Raw genomic sequence first — 13,005 nt, 5'->3', positions numbered from 1 at the left:
CATTGTTAAAGCACTTGTGACCGCAAGGATATTTCGTTTAATAAGTTAAAGCTGAACCGCATTAGGGGGAAGGCATGAACCAATTTCTATAGGGAATCTTTCTTGATCAGGTCGTTTGAAGGTAGTGATAGAGATTTGTCCATCGGCACAGCCATTTTCCTGAAGAGTTCGATTTAATGTTTGGTTGTTTGCTGTTTCATCGCAGTTTCCAGCAAGAGCACTGTTGTCATTTCTATGATAAACAGAAAGGCAGTAGTTTTTGTAGTCGTAGTTAGCTGGCAAAGGAGCTAAAAGCGCAAAAGAATTCGACGCAGATACGGCAAGTGCTGCTAATGAAATTGTTTTTTTCATATTTTCTCCATTTCAAACAGCAATGAAACATTTTTGACTCGGCCATAGTTTAGTAAAAAAGCGGAGCTCTCATGAACATTGCTAATTTTCATCGTCAAACATTATTTTTTTTGTTTTTATTTCTAGCTAATTTTTTGAGAGCACAAGATTTCTGTGAAGATCAATTTACAAAAATGTGGACAGTGATCACAGAATTTTTAAACGAAGAATATATTATGCAACCAGAGATTACTGATGAAAGTCGTCACGATTTGTTTGCAACTTATAAATCGGAAATAGATACTATTGAAAAAAAGTGGAATACGCAGGAGCATGATGAAAGTAATAAAGAGTTGTTTAGAGAAAAAAATAATTTTTTCGCAGGGTGCATTAAGCAAAACAATAATTCAGAGTTCCCACGTCTAGAATTGTTTCAAAAAAATAATTATCAAAATTTTTTAGATCATCGCTCGATTGCGCAAGAGTCATTGCAATCTGCCAAGGAATTTTCTCAAAAAATAATGCAACGTCAGTATGAAATTGATCCCACGATGCAGATAGGTTTTTGTTTTGCACGGGCCCTTCATGTTCATTACTTGTTGAGAAAGGCTGGGATAGAGCAGCAGGATATTTTTAAGGTTTTTGCTCTTGGCGATCTGTATGTAGATGGGCGGTTTTGGGGTTTTCATGTTGCAATCGTGATACGAGATCATAATGCTGGTTACTTGGTTATTGATCCGATGAAAGAAGAGCTTAGTCAGTTGTCTGAATGGATGAAGTGGATGGAAAAATTTTCACTTAAATATCCCGCATCTCACCTAAGGTTTTATATAGCCGATGCAAGAAAATTATTTCCATCGAGCAAATGTTACTCGATGGATGAACTGAGGCTGCCCCACCTAAAAGAATATTTTTTTATGTTGGGGTGTGAGTTGTTAGATATTAAAAAAATCTAGAGTGTTTTGATAGATTTGATTTTCAATAATTTCTAGAGTTTCTCCTCGGGCTTGCGCGACTGCGTCTAAAGTACGGTGAATATAATGGGGCTCATTTCTTTTTCCCCGATAGGGAAGTGGAGCGAGATAAGGGCAGTCCGTTTCGATAAGTAATTTTTCCAAGGGAATTTCTTTGGCGACCTGCGGTAAATCTCCGGGTTTTTTAAAGGTAATAATACCAGATAGAGAAATATAAAAGCCTGATTCAATGTGGATGTGTGCTTCTTCTAGGCTTCCGCTGAAGCAATGGATCAAAACTTTTTGTCCTTCTTTTAAATGAGCCTCCATAATGTCCATAAATGGAACGAAAGCATCCCTCAAGTGAATTATGAGCGGCAAACCGAGTTCATGGGCAAGCTCAATTTGTTTTACCAAAGCAGCTTCTTGCTCTTTGGGTTTTGAATGATTGTAGTAATAATCGAGTCCGCACTCTCCAATGGCAACACATTTCTTAGCTTGGGCAAGTTCTCTTAGTTTTTGATAATTTTCATCATCCAGAAATTGCGCTTCATGGGGGTGAAAACCTGCAGAAAAATATATGTTTTCATAGCGTTCGGCCACCGCATGAGCTTTTTCGGTGGTAAAAATATCGCATCCAATGGTGATGAGATGAGTGATATTTTCGTCCTGCGCCCGTTTTATTACTTCATCACGATCGCTATTAAATTTTTCATCATGAATATGACAGTGACTATCGATGATCATTATCCCACTTGCCTTTTTGCTTAAATGAGGTGTTCTAGAACTATGATTGCCATGGAACAAATAAAACAATATATCAAAAAATCTAGTCTTCCCAAAATAATAGCTTTTGCCGGAAGCGAAAGGGCCCTTATCGATGAAGCTTTGGCATCCATCCGTGCTTTTAGTCAAAAAAGTGATCAAGATGGACTCAATTATTATCGCTATCGAGCACAAGAAGATAAACCAGATATGGTTGTTGGTACACTAAAAACCATTCCTTTTTTGGGCGACAAAAAATTTGTTGAGCTTCATGATGCAGAAAAAATTAACGCTAACGATGCAAAAAATTTAATTGATTATATAACTAATCCTTCAGAATTCTCTGTATTTATTTTAGTTTTTAATAAGCAAGATAAGCGTAATAAATTGTTTAGTTTTCTTTTGGAAAAAAAATATTTGTTTTTATTTGAGCCGTTAAATGAAAAAGAGATGGTGAAATTTATTCAAAAAGAGGCTGAACATTTGGGAGTGACTATCGATCATGAATCAGCCGTATTTTTGCAGTTAAGTCTAGAAGGAGACATATTGGCTATCAAGTCAGCCTTAGATAAACTTTCGTTGATGTATGAGAACAAACAACCAACGCTCGAAGAAATCGCACAGAATGTGATCGGTGATGGCATGCTCGATGTTTTTCGGCTGGCGCGTATGATATCGGAGGGAAATCTCGATGATTCCCTTAAAGAATTAACCAAACTCCGTCATCGGCAAGAGAATGCTCTTAAATTTTTAGGTGTTTTGGTCTGGCAGTTTAGAGTGCTGGTTCATATTCGTGATTGCCTCGAAAGGGGACTGCCTGAGTGGGATATTCGAAAGGAAGTATCAGTTTTTGGAGATCGTTTTAATTGGATGCTCAAAGTTTCTAAACAGCGCACGATCAACTTTCATATCAACCGTCTGACGAGATTATTGCAGTGCGATATATTTCTTAAGTCACAAAAAACTTCAGATCCAATGTGTATTATCGAAAAAGCGGTTTATCAAAATACCAATCTTTAAATTATTTTTATGCTGCACATTCCAGGCTGACCTTTGAAATCATTTTTGGCAAATATTATTTTTTCCATCCTCGCACAGGCGGGGATTTTGCAGTAATGTTGACCATTCCTTAAATGAACAATTAATTCAGTATTGTAGTTATTTTCTTCAATTAATCTCCATTGTTATTCCATCAACTCTGAAAAAATTCGATATGAAAAAACCCCAGGCAGACTGGGGTTATGAAAACCAAGCAACAGGCTTGACTAGTTTTGATTTTCTGCAGGATTTGGTGCTTGATCACCATTTTCCTGTTCGTGTTTGACTACAATTTTTTCTGCAACGTCGCGGGCTTCTTTGAGATCAATGTTTTCGTCATTACCAGCCGAGACAGCAAGTTCACGACAAACAGAAAAATATCGCTTTTGCAAATCGGTAAATTTTTCCTGAGCAAGAAGCAGTTTTGCGCGAGCAGCTCCATGCAGGCGCTCAAGTTGTTCTGTTTTTCTGTAGAGACGAGCAAACTCTCCCGCAGCTTCATCTGGCAAGGTTTTCAAATCAATTTTGTTTCCTTCCGGACGCAAGAGGCGTTTTTGTTTTTTAACTTCTTCTTGGAGTTCATTCACTTTTTTCTTGAGCTCATCTGATTCGCTGTGGGCAGCTTCTAATTTCTTATTGAGTTCCTGTTCACACTGTGCACGAATCAATTCTTCGCTTTGCTCTTGTTCTTTCTTAAGCTGTTCTATCTGCGATTCCAATGCGCTGAGCGCTTTATCATTATCTTCATTCATTATTTTTTCGGTCATAACAGCCTCTTTATCATTATTTGAGTGATGATCATGTTCTTTTTGTCTACGCAACTTCTTTTTAGTAAGTTCACGAGCTTCAACAAGGGCAGTTTTGGCTCTTTCCAACTCTTCTTTGCTTTTTTTCAATTCCTTGCGTGAGTCACCTATTTTTTCTTCAAGAAGCAAAGTCTTTTCTTGAGCTTGCCTTAGGAGCTTTTTATCTTTATTGGCAGCTTGCCATAGCGATACGATCGCCATAAGGGCCAAGGCCACCACAACTACAAAAACTATGACCATCATGTCAACTTCCTTTTCCTTATTTGTTCAAACCTTCATTTTTATCTTTACTATTTGGGTCAGATTTTGGCCCTTGCTCCGAAGAAGACGCCTTATGACTCGCAAGATATTTATCGTTATTACGATGAGCTTGGAGTTTACGAGAACGATAATTTCTTCTTCGAGAAGAGGAGCGGCGGCGCTCCGATTGAGCAGATTTTTCTTGAGCCGAAGTAGTATCTTCAGAGGCTAGAGGGCTTTTATACTCTTCATCAAGCATATCTATATCAATTGCCTGATCTCCATTAAAAACAATTTCAGGGCGCTCTTCATGAACATCATCACCTATGGTGCTTTCGGGAGCAATACGTTTGAGTAAGTCCTCTAAATTTTCAGATGGAGCCATTCCAAATAAGGCCTCTGTCAAGGGATCATCGAAATGATTTACGCTTTCTTCTTTGCTTATTGCTTGCTGTTGCAGATCTACATCGAGCGCTTTTTCGCATTCATCGATTTCGATCAAAGTCGGTACTGGACCTATCGATGGGGGAGGAAAATCGTGTCTGTTTTTATTGTGACTTTCACCCGATCCAAAACTATTCTTAGAACGTCGATTGTGGGATGATTGCTCTTGATTATCCCAGTACTCTCGACTTGGGGTTTTTGCCCGCAGGCCAGCATAGCCACGCCGCTCTTCGGAAAATTCAATTTGTGATTCGCTCAGTTTAATGTCTCCTAGAATTTCAATTTCTAGTTCATAACTTTCAGAAAGAGCGAGCAGATCTTTTCTCTTTTTATTGTTAAGCAGATTGGCAACTTCTACGGGGGCTTTTACCGTTAACTTGGAAAGTTGTACACGTTTTTTAGCAAGATAACCTGCTATACGGCGAAGAGCTGCCAAAGAGAGACCTTGAGCATCGCGTACCCTCCCGGTTCCACCGCAACTAGAGCAGATAACTCTGCTGATCATGCTATGAGACTGACGCAAACGTTGGCGAGTAAGTTCCAAAATTCCATTTTCGCTAATGCGACCAAGTTTTACGCGTGCTTTATCATTATGCATCAGGTCTCTTAGGCGGCGCTCAACATCGCGACGATGCCAACGAGAAACCATATCAATAAAATCGATAACAACGATACCGCCCATATCTCTTAAACGAAGTTGACGAGCAATTTCATCAGCAGCTTCAAGGTTGGTTTTATAAACGGTGGCTTCATGATCCTCTTCCTTGGTTGAACTTCCTGAGTTCACATCGATAGAGACCAAAGCCTCAGTTTGTTCGATGGTTACGTAGCCGCCGGAAGGAAGCCTCACTTCTCGATCAAAAAGCTCAGAAATAGCTTTTTCAATTCCGTAGTGATGAAAAATAGGTTCACGTTTTCGATGACGGTCTAAAAGTTGCACCAAATCGGGCATATACTCGCGAAAATAATTAAGAGCTTCTTCGTATTCTTCCTCGTCATCAATAATAATTCGGCTAACATCGGGAGAAAAATAATCCCTTATCGTTCTAATAACAATATCGGGTTCACGGTAGAGGAGTGTAGGAGCACGTCCTAGCTGGGCGCCCTTATCAATCTGTTGCCAAGTTTCACAAAGCAGGCGAAAATCTCGAAAAAGATCGCTCTTAGTACCGCTCATTCCTGCGGTTCTAATAATAACTGCCATGTGTTCGGGAACATTTAAACGCGACAGCATCTCACGTGCAGCACTACGCGCCGACTCAGAATCAATTTTCCTAGAAATCCCACCGCCACTTTCGTCGGAGTGCATCAATACCACGAATCGTCCAGGCAGCGACAAATATGTTGATACAGCAGCACCCTTAGTGCCAATTTCATCCTTGGTTACTTGGACAACAACCTCTTGACCGCGGCTTAGTACATCGGAAATCTTTACTTTCTTTTTATTCTTTAAACTGTCGGGATAGATACTCGGTCTGATCTCCGATAAAGGCAAGAAAGCTTGGCGTTCTTCCCCAATTTCTACAAAGGCGGCATCCAGCCCATCTTCTATATTGGAAATAATTCCCTTATAAATATTGCCCTTGTGTTTTGCCTTTACAGATGTTTCAATATCGAGATCAATCAAGCGTCCTTTTTCTAAAATAGCGATTCTAACTTCTTCTGCCATACTGGCATTTATAATAATTTCTTTGGACATGGCTATATGGCCCTTTCTTTATAGGTTGCGCGAACCATTAGGCTAAGAGCTGAGCACTAGATAAAGCTAAGATTACACTCTTTTTTTGGCTTTCGAGCTTATTGAGTAACGAGTTGCTCCATAAATAGGTCCAGGTTGTACCAAATTCTGTCCGGAATATTGAGCAAATAATGGTAACACTCATCACTCTTAAACTCACACGGCGAATAAAATCCGCACTTTATACAATTTTCTCACGCTAACCGAGCCGCTCCTCGCAACTTTATGTTTATCAATTTCTTAAAGATCCTCTGTGGGTGGGCTAAAAAGTCTGCCTACCGGATCGCAACAAGCGCTTTGACCGAACCATTCGAAGCTTATCTAAATAAATAGACGGGTCTTCTACGAGCGCTTTACTCGAGGGTTAAATTTTCACCGGAACCTTGTAGCATGCCCTATGAGGTTAGGCAAGTCGGAGCTTGGATTAGACCAGAAGCTTATTTGTTAAAATAAACACAGATACTTGGCCAATTTATCCGGCAGAGCTTCCTGGGCCGCTTGAGTTATTTTTATTGCAGCTGTATGAAGCCTTGGTCAGAAAGAAGAGATTTACGGAGGATTAATGGCAAACACAGATAATATTGAAGTTGACGGTACGGTGGTGGAGGTTTTACCCAATGGGCATTTTAGAGTGAAGCTTGAAAATGGTCATGTCGTTTTAGCTTATACTTCCGGGAAGATGAGGAAGCATTTTATTAGGATAGTGCTTAATGATAAAGTAAGGGTTGCTTTATCTCCCTATGATCTCGGTAAGGGTAGGGTTATATTTAGAACAAAATAGCTTTTATTTTGCTATTTTTTGTTGAAAATATAGTTTATTAAAATTGAAAATTGAGATGATTGTGTAAACTCTAAAATAATAGATAGGTCGTCTATATAGAGAGTATCGCACGTTCTCAGCGGCACAATTTTACTCAACTCATCGTGCAGACGTTGAACGCCTTGACCAAATGTGCAAGGTGGACGGAGTCCTAGTGCTTGATGAGAGGCCGTAAGCTCAATGGCCAATACCGTTAAAGTGTTTTTTATAACCTTTCTGAGTTTATTAGCACTTGTCATACCCATTGAGACGTGATCTTCGCGGTTAGCTGAGGTTGGAATGCTGTCAACACTGGCGGGGTGACAGAGAATCTTATTTTCATTTACTAAGGAAGTTGCTGTAACATGCAACATCATGTAGCCGCTGTTGAGTCCGCTCTTAGGGGTCAAAAAAGCGGGCAATCCATTGGAATGTTTGTCGTTAAGCAAGAGTTCGATACGTCGTTCAGATATATTTGCAAGCTCAGCCATTGCCAAGGCCAAGTAATCAAGAGCAAGAGCTAGAGACTGTCCATGAAAATTTCCGCCACTTAGAATTGAAAGCTCATCCTTTGTTTCATCATGGAATATCAGTGGATTGTCAGTAACCGCATTAAGTTCGCGTTCAACAATTTCTTGGACATGTCTTATTACATCTTTGCTCGCTCCGTGAACCTGGGGAATGCAGCGCAGAGAATAGGGATCTTGTGTGAGTGGGTTTTTAATGTGTTTTTGAACAAAGCTTCCTTCTAAAGCCGTTCTCATGTTAGATGCAGTTATTTGTTGCCCGTAATGCGGCTTAAGCTCATGAATGCGTTTATCAAAAGGTGTTTTATGACCACTAAGAGCTTCAAGTGTGCATGCACCAGTTATATCAGATAACAAAGCCAATTTATCGCACTCTATGAGCGAGATTATAGCGCTTGCTGCCATGGCTTGGGTGCCATTTATGAGCGCGAGCCCATCTCTGATGCCAAGCTCAAGAGGGTTGAGTCCGCACCTTTTTAGAGCACTTTCACTCTTGCTCATAATGCGCCGGTCGTAGCAGTTTCCTAAGCCCAGCAACAGTAGCCCGAGGTGGGCAAGTGGTGCAAGATCTCCACTTGCCCCTACACTCCCTTTGTGAGGTACCAATGGTGCAATATTCGCGTTGATAAGCGTCATTAAATTGTGGATGAGTTGGGGGCTCGCTCCACTAAACCCCTGGATCAACGTATTGAGTCTAAGGAGGGTCATGGCCTTTGCGGTGGCAAAATCAAGCGCTTCGCCAACTCCTACGGCGTGAGATAGAATTATATTTTTTTGCAGCAAATTTTGATCTTCTTGCGAGATTTTTTGTTCAGCAAGTGCACCAAAACCAGTGTTGATGCCGTAGTAGGCTTTTTCGCTTATGGCTGCAGTTTTTACTTTTTCGTACAAAGCGGCAAGGCGCCTGTGATTTTCACTATCAATAGTAACCAGCTCGTCATTGTAGACGATGCTTTTGATGTTTTGCTGATTTAATCTCTGAGATCCTAGGGTAAACATGTCAACACCTATGAGGTTATGATGCGATTATTTGATTGTTTGATATTTGTTGTTTTTGCCGTGCTCAGTACCGCTAATATATTTTTTCCCAAGCTTTTGCTGCCAAAGCACATGGCCAAGGATCTATGTTTGCATGAGTCTAAAGACTTTTGGTTAACAAGTTATTCGCATGTATGTGAAAAAAAAATTAAACTTCATCAGGCATCAGTAAGCGATTTCGCTCTGATAAATGGAGTTTCCGTTAGAAAAGCAAGGCTCATTGTCAAAATGATCAAAAGTAAAAAGAAAGTCAAAATAAAAGAATTAATGAAAATAAAAGGGATAGGAGTCAAGACTTTGGCAAAACTTGATCCTTTCTTTGAACCATAAATTTTTTAAGCTCGCCACAGATACATTAAGATGGCCCCCGCAATAGCTACGTTGAGTGATTCACTCTCTTGGGTCATAGGGAGCGAAACTTTATGGCCAAGTTGATACATTTGTTCGCTGATACCTTTTACTTCAGAGCCTAGTACAAGAGCTAGAGGCTTTATAGTGTTAGAAGTTTTCGGAGGTGCTCCCTTAAGATCAGCGATGTAAACATTGAGGGAATTTTGCGCAATTATCTTTTTGAGATCATCTATAGTGCCAATCTTGATATTAAGGCGGAAACACGCGCCTTTTGAGGCTTGTAGGGCTTTAGGGGCAAAAGGATCGGCGCTTTGGTTTAATAAAAAAATATGATGCCAGCCAAATGCAAGCGACGTTCTTAAAATTGTTCCAAGGTTTCCAGGGTCTTTCACCTGGTCAAGAATAAGAAGGCGTTGGCATTTATCGAAAGAAGAGTTTTGTGGAAGAGGAAATTCGGCAATCCAATCTGGCAGCATAGGAAGTGCACATATCTTTTGGATGATTTCATCACTGGCTCTGGTCCAAGGAGCATCTTTTGGAATAGGGGCATTTTCTCTTATTATGATCAGTCTGGGGGAGAGGACACTTATCAATTCACGAATGACATGGCTGCCTATAACGATTGCGGCATTTTCTTTTAGTCGTTCTTCTCGTTTGCTTCTGAGTCGTACCCATTTTTTTATGATTGGGTTTGTTTTACTTTTGATAGTCTTTTCCGACATTAAGCGATTCCTGTTTAGAGTCTGCCAAATCCGGCAAAAAGTTGAGCAGCCGTAAATGGAGGATAAGTACCCTGGGCTCTACGTAATATATGATTTATTCTTTCTTGAGTCGTAGGATCAATAGTCATTTTTGGTTTTGAAAGGTCAAGGCGCGATCGTATGATTGAACGGCCTAGATGGTGAATAAAATGAACGAGAGTTCCTTCAACTTTTTCTACAATTCCAATATGAGTAAGCGCATCATTCATATGTCCATTTCTGCTTCGATCGTAGGTATTGTGAAAAAAAACTAAATCGCCAGGTTGAGGATTATTTTTGATAATTTCTCCGTACTTGCGCACAAAACGGTAAATGGCTTTAACATCGTTGTCAGATTTTGTTTTGAGTATTCCGCCCAAGGGGATCTGAGCTTTAAAGAAAATTCCTCTTATGGTTCCAGAGCAATCAGCTCTGAAAGATCGCTTAGGCGTTGTAATGGAGTGTTTTCCAATCGAGCGCTGAGCGATTTTTGTGATTAAGGAACGATCTTCGCTGCTAAGTTTTTTTATTTTGAGCGCAAAAGAGTGCGCCACAGCCAGGCTGTTGACTGTCTTGCATGAGCTCAGCATGAAAGTTGTTGAAAGCAAACATGCCAAAATGTAGCCTAAAAATTTTCTATTGTAGTAACTCATTTTTAGTGCTTCTCATTTTTTTGCGATTTATAGTATATAGTATTGCTGGTTTTAAAGTTTATGTTTTAAATATTTTCTTTTTTAATTGTTACCGCAACACGGTTAGTAGCTTCCAAAGTGACCGATGAAATTAAGGGGAGAGTTGGTTCTAGTTTGCGAAAAATCCAGAGCGCTACCATTTCGCTTGTGGGATTTTGTAATCCCTCAATATTGTTCAGCAATGAGTGATCAAGGAGTTTTGCTAAGGGAGCGAAAGCCTTATTTAGTTCTGCCAAGTCCATTACCCAGCCAAGATTTTCGTCTACGGTCCCCACTACTCGAATCGTGAGTCGGTAGCTGTGGCCATGAATATTATGACACTGATGATCTTTTGGTACTTCAGGCAGAAAATGAGCAGCCTCAAAACGAAATTGTTTTTCTATTTCAGCAGTTATAGCCACAATGTGTATCCTTCTTTATCTTTGACAATAGTTTTTTCGTTAAGCATTTAGCTAAATGAAAAAAAGAATAAATAAAAAAAATAACGAGTTTAGTTTTTATGCTTTCAGAAGTTATTGCCTTTTAACATGGCTCTTTGTAGGCAAGTTGGCAATAAGGCTGACCGCATGCTTATATAAGATGCCATCTAGCGTTTTTGTTTGAGGTGGTTTAGTCTGCGCTCGCATGTACATGATTAGGGACATGTGATTAAATCTGTGATAAAGGCTTAATGCTTTGTGTGGGCAATTAGGCAATTAATGAAGAAGGTAGGATATACCTGATGAGTACCGAATTGAATAAAGAAGTGGCAAGCGAAAATAATCAATCAGGCAGTGTGCCTGTGAAAAAAAACCGACGTAAGGGAAGCAAAAAAGGCCCACGTCCGAGCGTCGTTTATGGTGAAGAAGAGCTCAAGGCGGTGGAACCACATCCTTTTTGGAACAGTGTCCATGAGGGAAAAGTTGTTTCACTTAAAGAGGACGGAGTGTTAGTGGGCCTTCCTAGCCCTGATGGTGGTGAAATAAAGGTTTTTGTCCCTGATACTGAGCTTATAAAAAAATCTGATTTGAGCGAAGGGCAAAATATAAGAATTTATTTGGATGATAATATTCCGGTTGGGGAGTATCCCATTTCGGGCAGTCAAGTAAGAGCAGTAGAACTGGACTTATTGGTTAAGGCTCGAGAAGCTCAGGAAAAGCGCGAGAGCGTTAATGGCTATGTTATAGGAGCCATCAAGGGAGGCTATTCAGTAGCTCTTTTTGCTAATAGCCGAGAAGAGGCAGAAGAAGGCTTAGGGCTTAGAGCATTTTTGCCTCTTGGTCGCACTTCCCTAAAAAGAAACGGAGGCCTTCTAGAAACAGAAGATCATCTTATTTCAGTACAAATTAGTGAGCTTGATCTATCAAGGGGTAATATTGTTGTTTCTCGGCGGGAATTGTTGGCTCAAAATCGCAAAAAAGAAGTGGAGTCATTTTTTGTTAGTCACAAAGTTGGTGATAAGGTGACAGGCACTGTTACTGCGCACATGCCCTATGGAGCTTTTGTGAATCTGGGCCCCGTAGATGGTTTCTTGCACATCAGTGATATTTCCTGGGATAAAAAGCCCCGATTGTCCAGAATAGTGCCCGTTGGTAAAGAGATTTCGGCACAAATTATTGAGATTGATGAAGAGGCAAAGCGGGTAAAATTGAGCCTCAAAGAGCTCAATGTCGATCCGTGGCAGCACATCGAAAAACTCTATAAGCCAGGAACGGAAGTTGAAGGAACAGTTATCGCCTTTGCTGAATTTGGAGCCTTTGTTAAGCTTCAGGATGGAGTTGAAGGCCTTATTCACCTTGGTGAAATTTCATGGAATCGTATTAAGCATCCATCACAACGTTTTAAGATCGGCGATGTAGTCAAAGCAGCGGTACTCCATGTTGATAAAACAGCAAGACGTATTTCACTGTCAACCAAAGCTCTTGAGCTTAGCCCAGTTGAACGGTTGTCGTCACAGTTTCCTGTCGGCAGTGTGATCAAAACTAAGGTTGCAAGCATTCGCGATTTTGGTATTTTTGTAGAACTAGATGAAGAAAGCCAGGGGTTGGTTCCTCGCAGTGAAATTTCTTGGTGTCGAAGCGATGAACCCTTGGAGAAAATATACTCCATCGGTCAGGAAATTGAGGTTGCTGTGCTTGGTTACGATGCCAACCGTCAACGTATTTCGTGCTCTATAAAACGTCTCAGCGGAGATCCTTGGGGACAGTGGAAAACAACCTTTAAGCGTGGAAGCGTTCATAAAGTAAAAGTGATTAAGGTTTCGCGGGCTGGCCTTGAATGTCAGCTTGATAATGATTTGGTAGGATTTTGTCCTTGGCGTGAGTTGGCTGATAGCAATGATGAACAAAGCAAACTCAATGCTCGTGTGGGTGATACCATTGAAGTTGTGGTGACTAATCTCGACGTTGCTCGGCAACGAGTGAGCTTGAGTCAAAAAGCAGCGGTGGAATCTGAAACCAAGCAAGCATATGAATCATATTTAAATGAGCAAAGTAATGGTAACGCCCGTACTACGTTGGGCGATGCATTCAAAAAAATAGATCTCAATAAAGGTAAAAAATAAGG

13 protein-coding genes are annotated in these 13,005 nt (G+C 40.4%); 5 read left to right on the top strand and 8 right to left on the bottom strand.

Features of this window, described 5'->3' with window-relative positions; genetic code table 11:
* Positions 1-45: 45 nt before the first annotated feature.
* Positions 46-351 carry a hypothetical protein gene (locus tag H6731_03355; GenBank protein ID USN51458.1) on the bottom strand — a complete coding sequence of 102 codons (306 nt, stop codon included), beginning with the start codon at positions 349-351 and terminating at the stop codon, positions 46-48.
* Between the two features lie 71 nt (positions 352-422).
* Between H6731_03355 and H6731_03350 the strand changes: the two genes are divergently transcribed.
* The gene (locus H6731_03350) at positions 423-1,286 is read left to right on the top strand and encodes a hypothetical protein (GenBank protein USN51457.1); all 864 of its coding nucleotides are present in this window, start codon (positions 423-425) and stop codon (positions 1,284-1,286) included.
* On the opposite strand, the gene H6731_03345 is transcribed toward H6731_03350, so the two are convergent.
* Positions 1,266-2,030 (bottom strand): TatD family hydrolase, encoded by a 765-nt coding sequence (locus tag H6731_03345; protein USN51456.1) that lies wholly within the window; start codon positions 2,028-2,030, stop codon positions 1,266-1,268. The two genes, H6731_03350 and H6731_03345, sit on opposite strands and share 21 nt — an antisense overlap.
* Positions 2,031-2,072: 42 nt before the next feature.
* Here H6731_03345 and holA point away from each other — a divergent pair, with 42 nt between their 5' ends.
* On the top strand, positions 2,073-3,068 hold the full coding sequence (gene holA, locus H6731_03340) for a DNA polymerase III subunit delta (GenBank protein USN51455.1): 996 nt from the start codon (positions 2,073-2,075) through the stop codon (positions 3,066-3,068).
* A gap of 245 nt (positions 3,069-3,313) precedes the next feature.
* Here the strand turns inward: holA and H6731_03335 are convergent, their stop codons facing one another.
* Both H6731_03335 and H6731_03330 read right to left on the bottom strand, forming a co-directional pair.
* The gene (locus tag H6731_03335; protein USN51454.1) at positions 3,314-4,135 is read right to left on the bottom strand and encodes a hypothetical protein; all 822 of its coding nucleotides are present in this window, start codon (positions 4,133-4,135) and stop codon (positions 3,314-3,316) included.
* 16 nt (positions 4,136-4,151) lie between these two features.
* The gene (locus H6731_03330) at positions 4,152-6,275 is read right to left on the bottom strand and encodes an Rne/Rng family ribonuclease (GenBank protein USN51453.1); all 2,124 of its coding nucleotides are present in this window, start codon (positions 6,273-6,275) and stop codon (positions 4,152-4,154) included.
* 601 nt (positions 6,276-6,876) lie between these two features.
* Here H6731_03330 and infA point away from each other — a divergent pair.
* Positions 6,877-7,095 carry a translation initiation factor IF-1 gene (gene infA, locus H6731_03325; protein ID USN51452.1) on the top strand — a complete coding sequence of 73 codons (219 nt, stop codon included), beginning with the start codon at positions 6,877-6,879 and terminating at the stop codon, positions 7,093-7,095.
* Positions 7,096-7,106: 11 nt separating this feature from the next.
* Here infA and hutH read toward each other — a convergent pair whose 3' ends face one another.
* Positions 7,107-8,639, bottom strand: coding sequence for a histidine ammonia-lyase (gene hutH / locus H6731_03320; protein USN51451.1), 1,533 nt, complete (start codon positions 8,637-8,639; stop codon positions 7,107-7,109).
* An 18-nt stretch (positions 8,640-8,657) separates the two neighbouring features.
* Between hutH and H6731_03315 the strand changes: the two genes are divergently transcribed.
* Positions 8,658-9,008: a helix-hairpin-helix domain-containing protein gene (locus H6731_03315; protein ID USN51450.1), complete on the top strand. Its 351-nt coding sequence runs from the start codon at positions 8,658-8,660 to the stop codon at positions 9,006-9,008.
* Positions 9,009-9,013: 5 nt separating this feature from the next.
* Here H6731_03315 and H6731_03310 read toward each other — a convergent pair whose 3' ends face one another.
* The 3 genes from H6731_03310 to queD all read right to left on the bottom strand — a co-directional run bounded on the left by H6731_03310 (position 9,014) and on the right by queD (position 10,856).
* A complete protein-coding gene (locus H6731_03310) occupies positions 9,014-9,751 on the bottom strand; it encodes an RNA methyltransferase (protein USN51449.1) in 738 nt (245 codons plus the stop codon).
* 14 nt (positions 9,752-9,765) lie between these two features.
* Entirely contained in the window at positions 9,766-10,422 is a 657-nt protein-coding gene (locus H6731_03305; GenBank protein USN51448.1) for a C40 family peptidase, read from the bottom strand.
* Between the two features lie 65 nt (positions 10,423-10,487).
* Positions 10,488-10,856 carry a 6-carboxytetrahydropterin synthase QueD gene (gene queD / locus H6731_03300; GenBank protein ID USN51929.1) on the bottom strand — a complete coding sequence of 123 codons (369 nt, stop codon included), beginning with the start codon at positions 10,854-10,856 and terminating at the stop codon, positions 10,488-10,490.
* 326 nt (positions 10,857-11,182) lie between these two features.
* Between queD and H6731_03295 the strand changes: the two genes are divergently transcribed.
* A complete protein-coding gene (locus tag H6731_03295) occupies positions 11,183-13,003 on the top strand; it encodes a S1 RNA-binding domain-containing protein (GenBank protein ID USN51447.1) in 1,821 nt (606 codons plus the stop codon).
* Positions 13,004-13,005: the final 2 nt, after the last annotated feature.

Source organism: Myxococcales bacterium (assembly GCA_023898405.1).
GTDB lineage: Bacteria > Myxococcota > UBA727 > UBA727 > JABDBI01.
The sequence above is the reverse complement of the archived record's forward strand: the minus strand, read 5'-3'. Positions and strand labels throughout refer to the sequence as shown.